The sequence below is a fragment of the Pseudomonas sp. F007 genome, from assembly GCF_057814275.1.
The window spans coordinates 23,808-41,321 of record NZ_JBVATA010000009.1; the positions used below are offsets into that span (position 1 = coordinate 23,808).

Annotated in this window: 19 protein-coding genes and 1 tRNA gene; 7 read left to right on the top strand and 13 right to left on the bottom strand. The window is 61.8% G+C overall.

What is annotated here, in order from left to right; genetic code table 11:
- Nucleotides 1–61 precede the first annotated feature (61 nt).
- A complete protein-coding gene (locus ACZYR5_RS22335; protein ID WP_489091871.1) occupies nt 62–1,033 on the bottom strand; it encodes a family 2 encapsulin nanocompartment cargo protein terpene cyclase in 972 nt (323 codons plus the stop codon).
- 26 nt (nt 1,034–1,059) lie between these two features.
- Nucleotides 1,060–1,605 (bottom strand): isopentenyl-diphosphate Delta-isomerase, encoded by a 546-nt coding sequence (idi, locus tag ACZYR5_RS22340; protein WP_489091870.1) that lies wholly within the window; start codon nt 1,603–1,605, stop codon nt 1,060–1,062.
- Nucleotides 1,606–1,795: 190 nt separating this feature from the next.
- Here idi and ACZYR5_RS22345 point away from each other — a divergent pair, with 190 nt between their 5' ends.
- On the top strand, nt 1,796–2,968 hold the full coding sequence (locus ACZYR5_RS22345; protein ID WP_489091869.1) for an MFS transporter: 1,173 nt from the start codon (nt 1,796–1,798) through the stop codon (nt 2,966–2,968).
- 83 nt (nt 2,969–3,051) lie between these two features.
- On the opposite strand, the gene ACZYR5_RS22350 is transcribed toward ACZYR5_RS22345, so the two are convergent.
- From ACZYR5_RS22350 to ACZYR5_RS22365, 4 genes are all read right to left on the bottom strand, one after another.
- A complete protein-coding gene (locus ACZYR5_RS22350) occupies nt 3,052–5,511 on the bottom strand; it encodes a TonB-dependent siderophore receptor (RefSeq protein WP_489091868.1) in 2,460 nt (819 codons plus the stop codon).
- Nucleotides 5,512–5,667: 156 nt separating this feature from the next.
- Nucleotides 5,668–7,053: an efflux transporter outer membrane subunit gene (locus ACZYR5_RS22355; protein ID WP_489091867.1), complete on the bottom strand. Its 1,386-nt coding sequence runs from the start codon at nt 7,051–7,053 to the stop codon at nt 5,668–5,670.
- Between the two features lie 7 nt (nt 7,054–7,060).
- Entirely contained in the window at nt 7,061–9,034 is a 1,974-nt protein-coding gene (locus ACZYR5_RS22360; RefSeq protein WP_489091866.1) for a MacB family efflux pump subunit, read from the bottom strand.
- Nucleotides 9,035–10,207, bottom strand: coding sequence for an efflux RND transporter periplasmic adaptor subunit (locus tag ACZYR5_RS22365; protein WP_489091865.1), 1,173 nt, complete (start codon nt 10,205–10,207; stop codon nt 9,035–9,037).
- 324 nt (nt 10,208–10,531) lie between these two features.
- Between ACZYR5_RS22365 and ACZYR5_RS22370 the strand changes: the two genes are divergently transcribed.
- Nucleotides 10,532–11,011 carry a sigma-70 family RNA polymerase sigma factor gene (locus ACZYR5_RS22370; RefSeq protein WP_489091864.1) on the top strand — a complete coding sequence of 160 codons (480 nt, stop codon included), beginning with the start codon at nt 10,532–10,534 and terminating at the stop codon, nt 11,009–11,011.
- A 6-nt stretch (nt 11,012–11,017) separates the two neighbouring features.
- Here ACZYR5_RS22370 and ACZYR5_RS22375 read toward each other — a convergent pair whose 3' ends face one another.
- From ACZYR5_RS22375 to ACZYR5_RS22385, 3 genes are all read right to left on the bottom strand, one after another.
- Complete coding sequence (locus ACZYR5_RS22375; RefSeq protein WP_489091863.1) at nt 11,018–11,989, bottom strand: magnesium and cobalt transport protein CorA; 972 nt, start codon at nt 11,987–11,989, stop codon at nt 11,018–11,020.
- A 69-nt stretch (nt 11,990–12,058) separates the two neighbouring features.
- The gene (locus ACZYR5_RS22380) at nt 12,059–12,781 is read right to left on the bottom strand and encodes a lysophospholipid acyltransferase family protein (RefSeq protein ID WP_489091862.1); all 723 of its coding nucleotides are present in this window, start codon (nt 12,779–12,781) and stop codon (nt 12,059–12,061) included.
- Nucleotides 12,782–12,997: 216 nt separating this feature from the next.
- Nucleotides 12,998–13,687: a crotonase/enoyl-CoA hydratase family protein gene (locus tag ACZYR5_RS22385; RefSeq protein WP_489091861.1), complete on the bottom strand. Its 690-nt coding sequence runs from the start codon at nt 13,685–13,687 to the stop codon at nt 12,998–13,000.
- 308 nt (nt 13,688–13,995) lie between these two features.
- Here ACZYR5_RS22385 and ACZYR5_RS22390 point away from each other — a divergent pair.
- Nucleotides 13,996–14,085, top strand: a tRNA-Ser gene (locus ACZYR5_RS22390).
- Between the two features lie 185 nt (nt 14,086–14,270).
- On the opposite strand, the gene ACZYR5_RS22395 is transcribed toward ACZYR5_RS22390, so the two are convergent.
- The 3 genes from ACZYR5_RS22395 to osmE form a co-directional block, all read right to left on the bottom strand.
- Complete coding sequence (locus ACZYR5_RS22395; protein WP_489091860.1) at nt 14,271–14,561, bottom strand: type II toxin-antitoxin system RelE/ParE family toxin; 291 nt, start codon at nt 14,559–14,561, stop codon at nt 14,271–14,273.
- Complete coding sequence (locus ACZYR5_RS22400; RefSeq protein WP_489091859.1) at nt 14,524–14,787, bottom strand: CopG family ribbon-helix-helix protein; 264 nt, start codon at nt 14,785–14,787, stop codon at nt 14,524–14,526. The genes ACZYR5_RS22395 and ACZYR5_RS22400 overlap by 38 nt, the downstream gene beginning before the upstream one ends.
- Nucleotides 14,788–14,997: 210 nt before the next feature.
- Complete coding sequence (gene osmE, locus ACZYR5_RS22405) at nt 14,998–15,351, bottom strand: osmotically-inducible lipoprotein OsmE (protein WP_489091858.1); 354 nt, start codon at nt 15,349–15,351, stop codon at nt 14,998–15,000.
- Between the two features lie 159 nt (nt 15,352–15,510).
- Between osmE and ACZYR5_RS22410 the strand changes: the two genes are divergently transcribed.
- Entirely contained in the window at nt 15,511–15,846 is a 336-nt protein-coding gene (locus ACZYR5_RS22410; RefSeq protein ID WP_489091857.1) for a hypothetical protein, read from the top strand.
- A gap of 1 nt (nt 15,847) precedes the next feature.
- On the opposite strand, the gene ACZYR5_RS22415 is transcribed toward ACZYR5_RS22410, so the two are convergent.
- Nucleotides 15,848–16,042 (bottom strand): hypothetical protein, encoded by a 195-nt coding sequence (locus tag ACZYR5_RS22415; RefSeq protein WP_489091856.1) that lies wholly within the window; start codon nt 16,040–16,042, stop codon nt 15,848–15,850.
- 95 nt (nt 16,043–16,137) lie between these two features.
- Between ACZYR5_RS22415 and ACZYR5_RS22420 the strand changes: the two genes are divergently transcribed.
- From ACZYR5_RS22420 to ACZYR5_RS22430, 3 genes are all read left to right on the top strand, one after another.
- A complete protein-coding gene (locus ACZYR5_RS22420) occupies nt 16,138–16,458 on the top strand; it encodes a YbjQ family protein (protein ID WP_489091855.1) in 321 nt (106 codons plus the stop codon).
- Between the two features lie 142 nt (nt 16,459–16,600).
- Nucleotides 16,601–16,792, top strand: coding sequence for a hypothetical protein (locus ACZYR5_RS22425; protein WP_489091854.1), 192 nt, complete (start codon nt 16,601–16,603; stop codon nt 16,790–16,792).
- A gap of 320 nt (nt 16,793–17,112) precedes the next feature.
- Complete coding sequence (locus ACZYR5_RS22430) at nt 17,113–17,478, top strand: glycine zipper domain-containing protein (protein ID WP_027618063.1); 366 nt, start codon at nt 17,113–17,115, stop codon at nt 17,476–17,478.
- Nucleotides 17,479–17,514: the final 36 nt, after the last annotated feature.

Below are 17,514 nucleotides of genomic sequence, written 5' to 3' on the forward strand. Positions count from 1 at the left end.
AGCTCAGCCTTGCACGGAGGAGGTATTCAGCTGACTGGTACGAGGGGCAGGAGTTCCGGGATCAGCTCCGATAGCGCCCGCTGCTTTGATGCCACTCCAGACTGCCGCCCACCCAGGCCTTTACGCCGGCGAGAAACCGTACAAGCTCGGCGCACGCCCCAGGCAACACTGCCTGTTCCGCCATTTCGTAGGCCCGCACGATATCGTCATGGACCTTCGCGGTCAGGTGCATGGCGTGCGCCAGCGAACAGCGCTCATGGGCGACGAGTAATTGGGGCAGGTTGAAGTCCTGTTGGCTGGTCTGGCTTTCCTTGTGTGCCGAATAGAGGTCATTGGCAAGAATCGTCGCGCTGGCGGCAAGGGCAGTGACTCGGCGCACCGCCGGCGCCGAATAGAGATTGGCCGGCAGCTCGTAGCCACCGATGATGTCGATCAGCGCCAGGCACGGCAAAAAGCTGTTGACCTGACGGTGCGCCAGATACTCCCAGAGCCTGGGTGACCGTCCAGTGAGGCGCCACGAGGCTTCGGCGCCCATGGTCACGAACATGGCGATGATCTCGTGGCGGACCCTGGCCAGTTGCGCCGGCGTGGCGAACTGGCCGACGCGACTCATGTAGGCCAGCAGCCCCCTGAGCACCGGGTCGGCTCGCAGTCCCCGGCGCAGATCGGCCGCGTACTCATCGCTCAGGTGCGCCTGTTCCAGGGCGGCCAGCGCCAGGGACAGGCGCGCGCCCAGCAGCGTCGGCACCGAGCCGCGGCTGTCATCGTCACAGTAATAGTCATCCACTGCGAACAGTGCGGCGAAGCATTGCGCCGCCAGCAACAGCCGGTCGGGATCGTCGCTGTCCGGATGGCAGAGCATGGCGAAACGGCCAAACTGCGAGGCGCGGATTTTTGGCATTTGCTCGCTGAAAATGCCGACCGCTGCGACCCATGGCAACAACAAATCATCCACTTGCTGGCCGAGGCCTTCATTGATGCGCACAGGCAGCGGGCAGTGCAGCGCGGGAACGGACAGGTCTGCTGGCTTCATGACGAGCTCCTGGTGTTATGTAACGCTCAACGCGGATCGCGGGCCAATGCCTTCCAGCGCCGCAGCCCGGCGGCCCCGACTTGCTGGAAGATCTGCACGAACCACACGCTGAACGCCTGTGGGTCGTCTGCGATCAACGGTCCAAGGCCGGCAATGGACTGCCAGCGCCAGTGCAATGCTTCGTCCGGATTGGCCATGGGCGCACAGCGGCTGATGCCGACGAACACGTGGTCGTATTCATGCTCGATCAGATGATTGGACACCTGCTCGTGGTAGAGCAGGGTGTGCACCGCGGTCAGCTCGCAACGCAAACCCATTTCCTCGTACAGTCGGCGTTGGGCGGCCGCGCGGGTGCGCTCTCCCGGCCGCGGGTGGCCACAACAGGTGTTGGTCCACAGGCCTTGCGAGTGGTATTTGCCCAGGGCGCGTTGCTGCAGGAGCAGGCGCCCGTTGCTATCGAAAATGAACACTGAAAAGGCTCGGTGCAGCAGGCCTTGTTGATGCGCGCGCAACTTCGCCGCCGAACCGATTTCACGGTCTTGCGGATCAACCAGGATCAGGGACTCTTCCATCGCCGGGCACCCGTGTGCGGTCAGGCAATTACTATGCTGCAAACTACCCGGGCCTGCCTACTGACAGAACTGTTAGTCGTGCCGAGCATCCTCTGCAGCACCTTGGCAATAAGGGGTGGGTGGCGGGCCGCCTTTCCTGTGTCGACGCTTTATGGCAAGTTGCTCGCCCTCAAGGAGAGGTTGGACACCCATGGCAAACCCTTACTCGGCGCTTTTCACCGCCCCCGGCAGCCGCGCCTTTGTGCTGGCGGGGATGATTGCGCGCATGCCGATCTCCATGACCGGGATCGGCTTGATCACCATGCTCTCGCAGCTGCACGGCGGCTACGCGCTGGCCGGTGCGGTGGCGGCGACCTTCGCCCTGGCCACGGCCTTCTGTGCGCCGCAAGTGTCGCGACTGGTCGACCGCTATGGGCAAGGTCGGGTGTTGCCCATGGCCGCGCTGGTCGGTGGCGGCGCCTTGTTGCTGCTGTTGCTCTGCACCCGTTTGCAGGCGCCACAGTGGACCCTGTTTGTGTTTGCTGCGCTGGCCGGCTGCATGCCGAGCATGTCGGCGATGGTGCGGGCGCGCTGGACCGAGATCTATCGCGGCCAGCCGCAACTGCAAACCGCCTATGCGCTGGAGTCGGTGCTGGACGAGGTGTGTTTTATCGTTGGGCCGCCGCTGTCGGTGGGGCTGTGCGTGGTGCTGTTTCCCGAAGCCGGGCCACTGGCGGCCTTGCTGGCGCTGGCTATCGGCGTGACCGCGTTCGTCCTGCAACGCAGTACCGAGCCGGCGATCCATCCCCATGATCAACAGCAACCGGGCTCGGCGATTGCCTCAGTGCCCGTGCGCTGGCTGATCCTGCTGATGGTCGCCCTGGGCACCATCGTCGGTGTGGTGGATGTGGTCAGCGTCGCATTCGCCCAGCAGCAAGGCCAGCCTGCGGCGGCGAGCATTGTGCTGTCGGTGTATGCAATCGGTTCCTGCCTGGCCGGCCTGGCCTTCGGCGCCTTGAAGCTCGACGTGCCGCTGCCACGGCTGTTTCTGTATGGCGGAGTGGCCACGGCCCTGACCACCTTGCCGCTGCTGTTGGCCAGCGACATCCTCAGCCTGGCGTTGACGGTATTTGTCGCCGGCTTGTTCTTCGCCCCGACCCTGATAGTGGCCATGGCGCTAATCGAGCGCATCGTGCCGCCAGCGAAACTGACCGAAGGCCTGACCTGGCTGGTGACAGGGCTGAGCATCGGCGTGGCGGTTGGCGCCGCCGGTTCCGGCTGGCTGGTGGATGCCTATGGCGCCCGCAGTGGTTTCTGGTTGGCGATAGTCGGCGGGCTGGTGGTGCTGCTGGCGGCGCTGCAGAGTTATCGCAGTTTGAAGTGAGCGACCGCACACCCACCGCCGGCGCAAAAAAAACGCCGCTGCCCATCTCTGGGCCAGCGGCGTTGTGTTGCTCGGGGCAGTGATCAGAAGTTGTAGGTCATGTCCGCCGTGACGGTGCGACCCTCGCCGTAGTAGCAGTCCAGGGTGCTGTTGCAGCTGGCCACGTACTTCTTGTCTTCGATGTTTTCCAGGTTGAGCTTGACCTTGACGCCCTTGACCCGCAGTGGCGAACGCTCGAGGTCGTAGGAGACCATGCCGTCGTACACGGTATAGGACGGGATCTGGAACGAATCTTCCTCGTAGTCCGAGCCGTAGCTGCTGCGCACGTAGCGCACGCCGAGGCCGGCACCAAGGCCGGCGAGGGCTCCCTGGTCAAAGCTGTAGTCAATCCAGCCGGAGGCGGTCAGCGGCGGCATGGTAGCCAGGGTGCGGCCTTCGCGACCGTCATTGACGCTGTTCCACTTGATCTGGTTGCGCGACACCGCACCCAGCACCCGCAGGTTCTCGGTGACGTTGACCTTGCCTTCCAATTCCACGCCACGCGAACGCACTGAACCGCTCTGAATGCTGCGCCCCGGATTGTCGAGGTCGTTGGTCAGCATGTTTTCCTGGTCGATCTGATACACCGACAGTTGGATAAAACCATCGATGACTGTCGGCTCGTACTTCACCCCGGCTTCATACTGCTTGCCTTCGGTGGGCTTGAACGACTTGTTGTCGAAGTCGACACCGGCTTGCGGGAGGAACGACTCGGAATAGCTGACATACGGCGTCAGACCGTTGTCGAACATATAGCCAAGGCCGGCACGCCCGGTGAATTTCTCATCGGTGGTACGGGTGTCCGCCGCCGTGCTGCCAGGTTGGGTGTTCTCGGTGATGGCGTAGTCATAACGGCCACCGAGGGTCAGGAACCATTTGTCCCACTTCATCTGGTCCTGCACGTACAGGCCGGTCTGCTTGATGGTGTTATCCCAGCGATACGGTTGAGTGAAGGTGAACTCGCTGCCGTAGACCGGATTGAACAGGTCGATCGGCGGCCCACTGCGGTCGTACAAGCCGAGGAACCGGGTGTTGAAGTGGTAGTAGTCGACGCCCAGCAGCACCGTGTGGTCGAGTTCGCCGGTCTTGAATTTGGCCTGGGCGGTGCTGTCGATGCCGTACACCTTGTTGGTCTGCGACCAGTCGACGCCGTAGCGATTCTGGTAGCGTCGGTCGTTGGCCCCGGTGATCGGGTTGGTCGCGTAGGAGTAGCCGTGCAGCGGCGCGACGTATTGATCATCGACATAGGCGTAGCTGGTGCGCTGCTTGAGGGTCCAGATGTCGTTGAGTTCGTAGGCGACGTCGTAGCCCATCACGAACTGTTCGCGGTCGTACTTGTTCAGGCCCGGCTCGCCAATGAACAGGTCGCGGCTGATCTTGCCGTTGGGGCTGTCGAACACCGTGCCTTCAGCCGGCAAGCCCTGGGCTTCCGGGGTGTCGCGGTCTTTCTGGTACTGGGCGAATACGGTCACGCTGGTGCGGTCGTTCGGCAGCCAGGTCAGGCTGGGCGCGAGCAGCATGCGGTTGGTGTCGGCGTAGTCGATGTTCGAGTTGGCGTCGCTGGCCAGGCCGGTCAGGCGATAGAGGAATTCACCCTGATCGTCGATTGGCCCGGCGAAGTCGAAGGCGCCGTACTTGCGGTCGTAGCTGCCGGTGCCCAGCACCACTTCATGCAGCGGCGTGGCGGTCGGGCGCTTGCCCACCAGGTTGACGATGCCGCCCGGCTGGTTCTGCCCGTAGAGCACCGAGGCCGGGCCCTTGAGGACTTCGATGCGTTCCAGGGTGTAAGGGTCGATCTGCAGCGAACCGCCAGTGCTGCCGCCGCCGTACGGCAGGTGCAGGCCATCGAGGTACACCGGGGTGGGCGAGAAGCCACGGGAGGTCGGCTCGTCGAAAATCCCCACGCGATCGGAGAAGCCGCCACCGGTCATGCCGGCGGTGTAGCGCAGGGCTTCGGTGACCGTCTGCGCGCCGCGCACCTTGACTTCGTCGGCGGTGACCACGTTGATGGTCTGCGGAATTTCATTGAGTGGGGTATCGGTCTTGGTCCCGGTGCCGCTGCGCTTGGCGACGATCCCGTCGACCGGGCCGTAGGCCTGCTCCTGGATGGCGAACACGTTGGTCGGGTCGAGGTCCACCGAGTTCGCGCTGCTGCGCACCCGCAGGGTCACGGTGTTGCCTTGCACGCTGTAGTTGATGCCGGTGCCTTGCAGCAACTGGGCAATTGCCGCGTTGGCGTCCAGGCTGCCCTTGATCGCGGTGCTGCGCAGGCCGGCCACGTCATCCGGGCTGTACAGCACTTGCAGGTTGGTCTGGCGGCCAAATTCCTGCAGTGCACTGGCCAGCGCTTGGGCCTGGATGTTGACCTCGACCACTTGTGCCTGGACCTGGCTGATCAGCGGCGCGGTCAGCGCCAGGGCGCTAAGCGTCGGCAGGCGTGGACGGAAGGAATGGCGCAGGCGCAGAGCCTTGGTGAGTGGGTGGAGACCGAGTGGTGCGGGCATTATTCTTTTACTCTTCAAGGTGTTGACTGAGAACTATTTCTATTCACTGTAAGTAAGACGTTGCACCTCCGGGAAACCGGAAAGTTCCTACGTTTTTGTTTACGAAATGCTCTCAGTCATGCCCGCTACGGCTCTGGGACGAGCTTTTCTGCTGCGTTACCAACCCCCTCCCAATGCCTTGTACAAGCCAACGCTGGCTTGCACCCGCGCCAGGCGCAGTTGCACGTTGAGGTCCTGGGCGGCGTACAGGGTGCGCTGGGTTTCCAGCACCGTCAGCAAATCCTCGGCCCCGGCCTGGTAGCGGCTCTGGGCGATGTTGAAGGCGGTCTGCGCGTGACTCAGCTCCTCGGTTTGCCACTGGCGTTGCTGGTCGAGGCCGTGGATCGCGGTCAGGGCTTTTTCGACGTCGGCAAAGCCGTTGATGATCGCCCCGCGATAGTTTTCCAGCAGCTCTTGCTGGCGCGCGGTGGCGCGGTCGCGTTCGGCGCTGAGGCTGCCGTTGTTGAAGATCGGTGCCACCAGGCCGGCGGTGAGGTTGTAGAAAGGGCTGCGCAGCAAGTCGCCGAAGGTATCGGCGCCGGAGCCGAGGTTGGCCGTCAACGTCAGGGTCGGCAGCATCGCCGCTCGGGCCACGGTGACGTCGGCCTGGGCAGCGGCCAGTTGCGCTTCGGCGCGGGCGATGTCCGGGCGGCGGCGCAGCAGGTCGCTGGGCACGCCGGCGCTGATGTCTGGCCAATGCAACTGCTCGAAGCGCTCACTGCTGCGCGGCAGCGCCTGCACCGGTTGGCCGAGCAGGGCGGCGAGGGTAATCCTCGCTTCTTCGGCCTGCTGACGCACCAGCGGCAGTTGCCGTTGCTGGGCGGCCACCAGGCTTTTCTGCTGGGCCAGTTCCAGGGCGGTGGCCGAGCCTGAGTCATAACGGGTCTGCACCAGTTTCAACACGCTTTGTGCATTGCTCAGGTTCAGTTCGGCAATCCGGTTTTGCTCGATCAGCGCCAGGCTCTGGGTGTAGCTGTTGGCGACGCCGCTGAGCAGGGTCAGTTCGACGGTGATCTGGTCGAACTCGCTGGCGCGCACACTTCGCAAGGCGCTGTCGCGGGCGGCTTGGCGGCCGCCCCAGAAATCGACCTCATAGCTGGCGCTGAGGCTGGTATCAAAGTAATCCACCGCCTTGTTGCTGCTGTCGGCATCCAACTGGCTGTAGCCGTTGCCGCGCAGCAGCTTCTCGCGGCTGGCGTTGAAGCCGGCCTGCACCTGGGGCAGCAGCGGACCGCCGGCGACCACCGCGCTGGCCTGGGCCTGACGCACGCGCGCCATGGCTGCGGCGAGGTCATGGCTGCCGAGTTGCGCCTGGGCAATCAGGCGGTCGAGTTCGGTGCTGCCAAAGGTTGTCCACCATTGTTGGTGCTGTTCGGTGGCGGCGCGGGTGTTGGGTGATTGCCAGGTCGATGGCGCGACGATGCCGCTGTCCAACGGCTTGCTGGGAGAGGCGCAGGCGCTGAGTAACAGGCACAGGGGCAACAGGCTCAAAGGCGACTTCATGGCTCGATCATTCACTGGTAAGGGCCGTCACCGGGTCAAGCCGGGCAGCTTTACGGGCCGGCATGAAGCCGAAGACAACGCCGGTAACCAGCGCGCAGGCAAAGGCGCCGAGGACCGCGAACAGGGAAAACGCCACTGCCACTTCGCTGAGGATCAGCACGCCGCCGACCAGCAAGGCCAGGGCGATCCCGGCGATGCCGCCGACCACCGAGAGCATCACCGCCTCGGTCAGGAACTGGCGCAGGATGTCGCGTTGGCGAGCACCGGTGGCCATGCGGATACCGATCTCGCGGGTCCGCTCGCGCACGGTCATGAGCATGATGTTCATCACCCCGATGCCGCCCACCAGCAGCGAGATCGCGGCAATCGAGCCGAGCATCAGCGACAGGGTATTTTGCGTGCGCGCCTCGGCCTGGATCATCGCCGCGTTGTTGGTCAGCTCGTAGTCTTTCTTGCCGTCGTGCAGCTTGAGCATCAACTGGTCGATGGCCTGCTCGGCTTCCTTGACCTTGCGCGCGTCCGCCGCGGCGATAGCGATGTACTCCGGCTCGTACTTGCCGAACAGGCGCACGCTGGCGGCGGAGTAGGGGATGGCGATGCGGTCGTCGCTGTCCGAGTCCCCGGAGCTGGAGCCTTTTTCCGCCAGCACACCGACCACCTGGAACGGCACGTTTTCGATCAGGATGTACTGGCCGAGGGGGCTGGCCATGTCCTTGAACAGCTTGTCGCGGACCTTCTTGCCAATCACCGCCACGGCGGCGGCATTGCGTTCGTCGGCGTCGGTGAAATAGCTGCCCTCGACCACTGGCCAGTTGAAAATCTCCGGGAAGTTGGTGTCATTCCCGCCGACGTAACTCAGGTGGTCGGCATTGCCGAAACGCACCCCGGCTTCCGAGCCGTTGACCGGCATGATCCTTTTGACCTGCGGCAGGCGCGCCAAAGCGGCGACGTCGCTCAAGCTGACGATGCCCGGCGGCGTACGCGGATTGGGCGCCGAGCCACTGAGATAAATGATGTTCGAGCCGAAGGCGCCCATCTGCGCCATGACCTGGCGCTTGCTGCCTTCGCCCACCGCCAGCATCACCACCACCGACGCCACGCCAATGATGATCCCTAGCAGGGTCAGGGCGGTGCGGAAGCGGTTGATCCACATCACCCGCCAGGCCGCGTGCAACGCATCCACCAGTTCGCCTTTCCAGGCGCCGGTGGCGTCGCTGCCTTCGCTCAGGCGTTTGCGCAGATCCACCGCCTGCAAGGCGCCGGGATTGGCCGAGTGTTGCGCTTCAGGGTTGTCGACGGCGCTGTCGCTGATGATCAGGCCATCACGAATCTCGATCACCCGCTTGGCCCGGGCAGCCACTTCGCGGTCATGAGTAATGAGGATCACCACATGACCCTGGCTCGCCAGCTCATCGAGCAGGGTCATGACCTCGGCGCCGCTGTGACTGTCGAGGGCGCCGGTGGGTTCGTCGGCGAGAATGATGTGCCCGCCATTCATCAATGCACGGGCGATCGACACCCGCTGCTGCTGGCCGCCGGAGAGTTGATGCGGACGGTTGCCAGTGCGTTCGGCCAGGCCGAGACGGGCGAGCAGCGCGGCGGCGCGGGCATGGCGTTCGGCCGCCGGGGTGCCGGCGTAGATGGCCGGCATCTCGACGTTTTCCTGAGCCGAGCCGGACGGGATCAGGTGGTAGCCCTGGAACACAAAACCAAAGGCTTTGCGACGCAGCCAGGCCAGTTCATCGCTGTCCAACTGGGCGACGTTCTCCCCGGCAAAGCGGTACTCGCCAGAGGTCGGGCGATCGAGGCAACCGAGGATGTTCATCAGCGTCGACTTGCCGGAACCGGAGGCGCCGACGATCGCCACGAACTCGCCGGCGTGAATCGCCAGGTCGATGCCACGCAGTACATGAACTTCTGGGGCGTCACCGCCGCCGTAGGATTTACGCAGGTCTTTGAGGTCGATCAGCGGCGTGTGCATTCAACCCTCGTGACCGTCGAGTGGCCCGATCAGCAGGTGGTCGCCCTCGTTCAAACCGTCGAGGATCTGCACTTGCAGGCGATCGCTGAGGCCGGTGCGCACTTCCCGTGATTGGACATCACCGTTTTTCGCCACCACTCGTGCGCGTTGGGTGCCGGCCTGCGTGCCGTTCTGCAGGGCGGACACCGGTGCGGTGAGGACGTTTTTCGCCTCGCCGTTGACGAAAAATACCTGGGTGGTCATTTCCGCCATCAGCGCGTTGTCGGCGTTGTCGACGTCGAGCAACACGGTGTACAGCACCACTCGGCCGCTGCCGCTTTTACTGCTGCTGGATGGGCTGCCGCTGCCTTGGGCACTTTGGTCCAGGGGCTTGGGCGGGACCGGGAGGATCTGTCGTACCGTGCTGTGCCAGCGTCGCGTGCCGCCGGCGAGCGTGGTGAAGTAGGCCTGCATGCCGGGTTTGACGTGGCCAATATCGGCTTCCGAGACTTCCGCCCAGACGGTCATCGGCGACAGTTTGGCAATGCGCAGGATCAGCGGTGTCTGCTGCTGGGCGTTGAGGGTCTGGCCGGCGCGGGCGTCGAGCGCGACCACGGTGCCGGACATCGGCGCGTAGATGCGCGTATAGCCCAGTTCGGCCTGATCACTGCGCAAGCTGGCTTCGGCCTGGCGAATCTGCGCCTGGAACATCTGGATCCGCGCCTCGGTGGCGCGCAGTTCGGCGTGGGCGGTCTGCACGTCTTCTTCGCGGGTGGCGCCACCGGCGGCGAGGTTTTGCTGGCGCTGGTATTTCTGTCGCGCCAGCTCGTTCTGCGCACGCTGCTCGAGCAATTGCGCCTTGAGGTTGTCGATGGAAAACCGCCCGGCATCAAGCTTGGCGTTCTGGGTCGCCGGGTCGATCTCCACCAGCAATTGGCCTTCCTTGACGAGGTCGCCGACCTCGACATGGATCTTGCGGATCTGCCCCGACGCCTGGGCGCCAACGTCGACATAGCGTCGCGGTTGCAGGGTGCCGAGGGCGGTGACGCTGCTTTCGATGTCGCCACGGCCAACCTGCACAGTGGCGAATTTATCGCGCCCGGGGGGGATCATCTGCCAGGCGGCGAGGGCGATAGCGGGGATCAGGCACAGGGCGACGAGCAAGGCACGGCGCGGCTTTCGGGGGTGTTTCATGCAGGGTTCCGGTCAATGGAAATCGTCCCGTTGCCCAGCCGGCGGCGCTTCCCGCGCAGCACTGGGCGCCGCCAGGCCACTGGCAGCCAGGGGGAACTGTCCTTAGTACGAAGAAAAAACACACAAATTTAGGCGTCGACTCAAAGGTTTACACCCGTGCTCGAGCTTTATTTGCTGCGCAACGGAAGCGGTGCTTTAAATCTATATGAGAATTACTATAAATTACACGGCTGCAAGTTGCCATCATCGTGCCTTTACCTTTTTTCGCGAGCAGGGCTCGGATTCAGGGATTGAAGCCGTTCATTCAGGCGGTCGGGAGTCAGGTTGGAAAACTACTATCGCGAGCTGGTGTGTTTTATCAACGCCAAGCTGGGCAACCGTCAGGTGGCCGAAGATGTGGTGCACGACGCCTATGTCCGGGTGCTTGAGCGGGCCAGCGATACGCCCATCGAGCAACCCCGGGCCTTTCTCTATCGCACTGCATTGAACCTGGTGATCGACGGCCATCGGCGCAACGTCGCACGCCAGGTCGAACCGCTGGAAGTGCTCGACAGTGAAGAGCGCTTCGAGACGCCGTCACCCCACAGCAGCTTTGATCACGGCCAGCGGCTGGACCTGTTGCAACGGGCATTGGACGAACTGCCGCCGCTATGCCGCGAGAGTTTCCTGCTGCGCAAACTCGACGGCATGTCGCACCCGGAAATAGCCCAGCGCCTGGGTATTTCCCGCAGTCTGGTGGAGAAGCACATCGTCAATGCGATGAAGCATTGCCGCGTGCGTCTGCGGCAATGGGAGGGCCTGTGAGTGCTCCTATAGCCAGCCCGAGCGTTTGAAGCTCGCCCACAAACCAACACAACCGACGGTGATGAACCCCAGCACGCCGAAGTAGCCGTAGTGCCAGCTCAGCTCCGGCATGTTCTGGAAGTTCATCCCGTAGATCCCGGCCACGGCCGTGGGGAACGCGAGAATGGCGGCCCAGGCGGCGAACTTGCGTTGCACCACGCTTTGCCGCGAGGCCTCCAGTAGCACACCGATCTCGATGGTCTGGCTGGCGATGTCGCGCAGGGTGGTGAGATCTTCCACCTGTCGCGTGACATGAATCTGCACGTCGCGAAAATACGGGCGCATGTTTTTGTCGATAAACGGGAACTTGAGCTTCTGCAATTCCTCGCTGATCTCCACCATAGGCGCTGCATAGCGGCGCAGGCGAAGCACGTCGCGACGCAGGCCGTGGAGGTTCTGGATGTCCCGCTCGTTGAGAGCGCTGCATAACACGTTGCGCTCCAGCTCATCGATCTCGGCATGGATCGCTTCGCCCACCGGCTGATAGTTCTCGATCACGAAATCCAGCAGGGCATAGAGCACGAAATCTTCGCCGTGCTCCAGCAGCAGCGGTCGCGCTTCGCAACGCTGGCGCACATGGCCATAGGAGGCCGAGTGGCCATTGCGGCAGGTGATGATGTAGCCGTTGCCGGCAAAGATATGGGTCTCGATGAAAATCAGCACGCCGTTCTCGCGCACCGGTGAGTAGGTGACGATGAACAGGGCGTCGCCAAAGGTCTCGAGCTTGGGTCTACTGTGCTTTTCCAGGGCGTCTTCGATGGCCAGTTCATGCAGGTTGAACTGGCGTTGCAGGTTGGCCAGCTCCTGGGCGTTCGGCTCTTCGAGGCCGATCCAGACAAAGTGGTCCGGTTTCGCCGCCCAGGCCGCGCCTTCATCGAGGGTGATATTGGTGACTTTCTTCCCGGCGCTGTAAACAGCAGCCGCAACGACTCTACCCATAGTGCCTATTCACTTCTTCCAGTGACAATCAGCGTGCAGCTTAGCCTGCTTGTGAGTGGAGCGGGGCGCTCAAGCCGCCTGCAGTTGTCGATCCAGCCCGTCGATGCACTCGCGCATCTGCGCCTGGCACTGTTCGATCAGCGCGGGCATGTCATCCAGGGTCAGGCCGGCGGTAGGAATCGGCGGCAGCGAGCGGATCAGGATCTTGCCGCTGTTCCAGCGATTGAGGCGCATGTGATTGATGTAGTTGCTGACGCACACCTGGACAATCGGCACACCGGCAGCGATGGCCATGTGGAACGCGCCTTTCTTGAATGGCATCAACTCCTTGCCGAGATTGCGCGTGCCCTCGGGGAACACCCAGATCGAGGTGTCCTTGTGTTGCAGCGTATCGGTAGTGGTCAGCATCGCCTGGCGCGCCTTGTGGGCGTTGCCGCGGTCGATCAACACATTGCCGGCGAGCCAGAATAGCTGACCGAACAGCGGTACCCACTTCAGGCTCTTCTTGCCGATGCACACGGTGCGGTGTGGCACCACGTTGCCCAGCACGAACAGGTCATAGTTGGACTGGTGGTTGGCGATCACCACGCAGCTCTGCTTTTTGTAGGTCAGCGAGTCGACGTCGGCACTGACCCGCAACCGCAGAATGCACATCGCCGGCCAGGCATAGAGGCGGGCGCACAGGCGGCTGTTGTCCGGATTGAACGGGCGAAGCAGACCGAGCACCACGCCGAGCACGCCGGCCAGAACAAAATGCAGGCCCATCAACAACATACGGAACACAAACAGCATCTACAGGCCCACCAGGGACAAAAGGTGGCGCAGTGTACGGATGTGCACTGTTTTCGGCAATTACTCCGATAGGAGCAGGAGATGGGCGATGTTTAAGCGCATGTTTCCGACATTTGCTGTCAGGCGCAGGCTAGAGCCGTTGAGGCTGGATTCATCCATTGCGTAGGGAAAAGCCCGACTCGGTTGTCAGGCTTTTCTTTGCTGGTGGCTGAGCCGTTAAATCAGATGGGCCTGATCCTGGACGATCGCTGCATCCAGGGTATCCAGCAGGGCCTTGCGCACCTTGAGCTTGGTGTTCTTGTGCGCGGTCATATTGATCTTCTTCAGCTGACGCGCTGCCGCCAACGCGGCACCTTGCAGTTCTTCGGCGGTCACCACCTTGTCGAGGAACCCGGCATCCACTGCGCCTTGTGGATCGAACATCTCGCCGTTGATCACCGAACGATGGAACGCCGACTTGCGCAGGCGATCACGGGCCAGCTCGATGCCGGCGTGGTGCATGGTCATGCCGATCTGCACTTCGTTCAGGCCAATGCTGAACGGGCCGTCGACACCAATCCGGTAGTCGGCTGACAACAGGATAAACGCCCCCTTGGCCACCGCATGCCCCGGGCACGCGACGATCACCGGGAAGGGGTGGGCCAGCAGGCGGCGGGCGAGGGTGGAGCCGGCAGTGACCAGGCTCACGGCTTCTTTCGGGCCGGCCGTCATCACCTTCAGATCGTAACCGCCAGAGAGGATGCCCGGCTGACCGGTGATGATCACCACCGCCCGATCCGTCACCGCCTGATCCAGCGCAGCATTAAAAGCGCCGATCACGTCCGGCGAGATGGCATTGACCTTGCCATTGCTCAAGGTCAGGGTCGCGATACCGTCTTCGAGATGGTACGAAATCAACTCACTCATGACGCTATTCCTTATAGAGAAGTGGGGCAGACGTTACCCATGGCCGTAGGCCAGGTAAAGCGCCGTGACTGACCGGCCAGTCAGCCAAACCAGCGCCGCCCGCCACTGGCGGCCACGCGTGTGCAGCATTCGCTTCTATATAGACGGATGCACCTGGCCGAAGCTTGGCCGGTTTGCCCTGCCCGCAAACCCACGGGAATCAACAAATCGCTTAAGCGCATGAAAATTCTGAAAAAAAAGTTTGCCATCAGAAAAGCTTTCGACTACATTAGCGCGCCTCGACAGACAGAACTTGTTTGAAGAGATACGGTGAAGTGTCCGAGTGGCTTAAGGAGCACGCCTGGAAAGTGTGTATACAGGAAACTGTATCGAGAGTTCGAATCTCTCCTTCACCGCCACATTCTGTAAACACAAACCCCTGATTTTCCTAGAGAAAGTCGGGGGTTTGTGGTTTTTGGCGTGTGGAAAATGTGGCTTAGTTGTTCATGGCGCCGATGATGGCGCCACAGGGGGGGCGGACACAGCGTTCAAGTCGCGTAGAGCTTCCCACTTTAATGCTCTGCATTTCACTGCAAGGCGAACCTCACCAATCCTCAGAGCGCTCGTTGCGCTCATGAAGAATGCGCAGGATCTGGATCTGGCTACCGACGACTCGGTAGGGAGCGATGAAGGGGAGCCTGGACAGCACCAGCTCCCTGATATCTGGCATTTGCGAAGGTCTGCCCATGCCCGTGAACAGTTCCAGTTTTTCCAGCGCTTCGAAAATTTCGGCGATCACATCGTCTGTGAAGCGTGCGCCCCTGCAAGATGTGTAGTGCTCATGGATTGACGCTAAATCACTGTCCGCTTTGTCCGTCAATGCGATGCTTGGCACGATTCACCCATTTAGCCTTAACCGTATTCAGATCTGTGAGGTTGCCTGCATCAGCATCAGCGATGCCTTCGGCGATTGCATTGATGTGCCAGGATTCCGCCTCAACGTATCGGGCCAAGGCGCGTTTGAGATGGTACTGGCGATCGCGATCAGTTGCTTCAGCCAGTTGATCCAATTGTTGAATCAATAATTCCTCGACACGAAACGACAACACAGGCGAAGCCATAATTTGCTCCTTCAATAACATCTGTATACGTTGTAAACAATTGTCTGAAATGTAAACGATGCGGCGGGAGAAACCAATGATTTTGTCGTTGAAAAATGACAGTGGAAGATTTCGCAGGTTCAGCGGTCGCCGGTATGCTCCGCCACTGTCAATCAATGGTCAGGACTGTTCGCGAGGTACGCGCGCGCCGGGTCACGTGTCGAAAACAGCTCAATACCCACCCCCTCCACCCCCGCTCGAAGGCTCCCGCGCTTTTTTCTGGGCCATGCTCCATTCGGCGCAGGTCATGAAGCTTTTGTGATCGACCCGGCCGTTGCCATCGAAACTGACGTTGTAGTGTTGCGTGCGATCCGCCTGGGTCAGCAGGTAGTCGTTGCAGGTGCCGGGTTCGATGGTGCGAACGCTGGTGGAGAGGGGGTTGCCGCCGATTTGCTCGACTTGGGCCTGGCTCATGCCGTCTTCGACCTTGGCCACCAGTGGCTGATTGGCGAAGACCTGGGCGTTGGTGCTGCAGCCCGTAGTCAGCAGCAGGGCAATGGCCAGGGCAATGGAAGGGGTATTCATGGTGGGCTCCCGTTCGTGAGTGTCATGTCGAAACTCCTGGGTGCATCAGAGAAATTAAAGTCGAGTTCGGCGGGCGATGCCAGCGTCAGGGCGGATCTGAGTGCTGGTCGGCGAGGACAAGTGCAGCTACATTTTCCCTTTTGGGTGCAAGGAACAATTATGCGGATATGCATCGCGGCGCTGGCGGGTGTGCTGTTGGCGGGGTGTTCGTTGCCGGCTTCGCTGGTGCCGGGTGAGCCGAACCTGAGCAAGGAATCGGCCAAGCCGCCCAAGGAGGTCGCCGAGTGCGTGCTGCCGGCCTGGCAGCGTGAAGTGCCCAAGGCGAGTCAGACCTCGGTATCCAACGGTTACCGGATCAACGCACCTAGCCTGATCACCGCCGACGAGATTCTCGACATCGTCAAATACAAGGACGGCAGCAAGGTCTCGCTCTATCAGGGGCCGCCGTGGGCCAAGTCCGGGGCATTGCGCGAGGCGGTGCGCAATTGCCTGTAGGTTAGGGCTCGACCTGGGTTTCGCAGACGAAGTAGTTGCTTTGGCGGTTTTTCGCGGTAAGGTCGCGGGTCAATCGCTTGGCCTCGGCGACGCACAGTTGATAGGCGTCAGCCTGCACCCAATGTTCGACCGGGATCACCTGGCAACTGCTGCGCGACGCGTCGGTACACAGGTACAGCAACAGAAATACCGTCATACACACTCCTGCGCATCCTTGAGCGACAGGCAACTGCCGTCTTCATTGAGTATGTACGTCTCCAAGGCTTCGGCCAGTTCTACAAGGAACACTTCATGATTATCACCACCACCCACAGTGTCGAGGGCCGGCAGATTGCTGCCTACCTGGACGTCATCAGCGCCGAGTCGGTGCAGGGCATCAACGTTGTGCGGGATATGTTCGCCGGGATGCGCGACTTCTTCGGCGGGCGCTCGCAGACGCTGGAGAAAGCCTTGCGCGAAGCACGGGCCCAGGCCACGGATGAGCTCAAGGAACGTGCCGCAAAACTGCAGGCCGATGCGGTGGTGGGTGTCAACTTTGAAATCAGCATGCCGTCGGGCAAGGGCAGCATGTTGGTGGTGTTCGTTACAGGCACGGCGGTCAGGCTCAAATAAGCGGATTAGAGCCATTCGTCGGTTGCTTGTAGTTTGAATGGGTGGTCCTGGAATGACCGGCTAGTCTGGAACCTCTTGAGGGGCTGTGTTCTTTAGGCAATCAGTTGCTTGCCGGCGCAGGCCCATGTGGAGGGACGCAGAGATGAGCAATCCGTACATTGAAGATGATGGCGCTGAGTACCCGGTGAATAACTGTGTGCACTGCGGGCAGACGGATTACGTCTCGGGGTTTGGTGAAACGCCGACCAAGCCAGGCCAGGCCCGGTTGCCTTCGACAAGCAAAACCACGGCGAAACCCTTTATGCCCAGGGTCGCAATGCGCTTGCGCAAGTGATCCAGCGCCCCACTGACCCCGCCGATGTGCGGGGTTTTTTCTGTCTGCTTATTGGTGTCACATCTTGTATTGAAGTCGGTTGGGACGGTCCGGTCCTTTCACGTTTCTTTCACAACTCAGGTCGTAGTCTCGAATCATCCGTTAGAAGCAAGTTTGTCAGCCCGTTCCCCAGCGGGCTTTTTTTTGCCTGCGATAAAACTCTTGGCGAAAATGCTGTCCAACCCTCGCGCGCAGAAGGGTTGCCGCCGCGTTGGCTGAACGTAAACCCTTCATCAGCCGCGAATAATCAACGGATTCGTACACTTTTTGAGGTTCATGTCATGCGTTTAACTCTGCCTGCTCTGGTTCTGGGCCTTCTGGTTGCTCAAGGTGCGATGGCGGCCAGCAATGGCACCGCAGCGCTGGGCGGTGGCCTGGGTGGTGCGCTGGGTAACGTGGTTGGACAAAAGCTCGGTGGCAGCACTGGCGCAACCATCGGTGCCGGTGTCGCGGGTGCGGCCGGTGGCGCAGCCGGTGCGCACAAGGGCAACCGCACCAAGGCGGCTATCGGTGGCGGCGTTGGCGCTGCCGGTGGTTCGGTGATCGGCCGTTCGTTGGGTGGCAAAGACGGCGCCACTATCGGTGCCGGGCTTGGCGGTGCGGCAGGTGGCGCAGTGGGCAACAGCATGGGCAAGAAAGGGCACTGATCCTTCGACCTGTCTGCAGCATCAGAGCCCGGCGAA

Coding starts and splice junctions, on each gene's coding strand:
- ACZYR5_RS22335 (WP_489091871.1), bottom strand. CDS start 1,033: ATGAAGCCAGCAGACCTGTCCGTTCCCGCGCTGCACTGCCCGCTGCCT.
- idi (WP_489091870.1), bottom strand. CDS start 1,605: ATGGAAGAGTCCCTGATCCTGGTTGATCCGCAAGACCGTGAAATCGGT.
- ACZYR5_RS22345 (WP_489091869.1), top strand. CDS start 1,796: ATGGCAAACCCTTACTCGGCGCTTTTCACCGCCCCCGGCAGCCGCGCC.
- ACZYR5_RS22350 (WP_489091868.1), bottom strand. CDS start 5,511: ATGCCCGCACCACTCGGTCTCCACCCACTCACCAAGGCTCTGCGCCTG.
- ACZYR5_RS22355 (WP_489091867.1), bottom strand. CDS start 7,053: ATGAAGTCGCCTTTGAGCCTGTTGCCCCTGTGCCTGTTACTCAGCGCC.
- ACZYR5_RS22360 (WP_489091866.1), bottom strand. CDS start 9,034: ATGCACACGCCGCTGATCGACCTCAAAGACCTGCGTAAATCCTACGGC.
- ACZYR5_RS22365 (WP_489091865.1), bottom strand. CDS start 10,207: ATGAAACACCCCCGAAAGCCGCGCCGTGCCTTGCTCGTCGCCCTGTGC.
- ACZYR5_RS22375 (WP_489091863.1), bottom strand. CDS start 11,989: ATGGGTAGAGTCGTTGCGGCTGCTGTTTACAGCGCCGGGAAGAAAGTC.
- ACZYR5_RS22380 (WP_489091862.1), bottom strand. CDS start 12,781: ATGCTGTTTGTGTTCCGTATGTTGTTGATGGGCCTGCATTTTGTTCTG.
- ACZYR5_RS22385 (WP_489091861.1), bottom strand. CDS start 13,687: ATGAGTGAGTTGATTTCGTACCATCTCGAAGACGGTATCGCGACCCTG.
- ACZYR5_RS22400 (WP_489091859.1), bottom strand. CDS start 14,787: ATGGCTTCGCCTGTGTTGTCGTTTCGTGTCGAGGAATTATTGATTCAA.
- osmE (WP_489091858.1), bottom strand. CDS start 15,351: ATGAATACCCCTTCCATTGCCCTGGCCATTGCCCTGCTGCTGACTACG.
- ACZYR5_RS22410 (WP_489091857.1), top strand. CDS start 15,511: ATGCGGATATGCATCGCGGCGCTGGCGGGTGTGCTGTTGGCGGGGTGT.
- ACZYR5_RS22415 (WP_489091856.1), bottom strand. CDS start 16,042: ATGACGGTATTTCTGTTGCTGTACCTGTGTACCGACGCGTCGCGCAGC.
- ACZYR5_RS22420 (WP_489091855.1), top strand. CDS start 16,138: ATGATTATCACCACCACCCACAGTGTCGAGGGCCGGCAGATTGCTGCC.
- ACZYR5_RS22425 (WP_489091854.1), top strand. CDS start 16,601: ATGAGCAATCCGTACATTGAAGATGATGGCGCTGAGTACCCGGTGAAT.
- ACZYR5_RS22430 (WP_027618063.1), top strand. CDS start 17,113: ATGCGTTTAACTCTGCCTGCTCTGGTTCTGGGCCTTCTGGTTGCTCAA.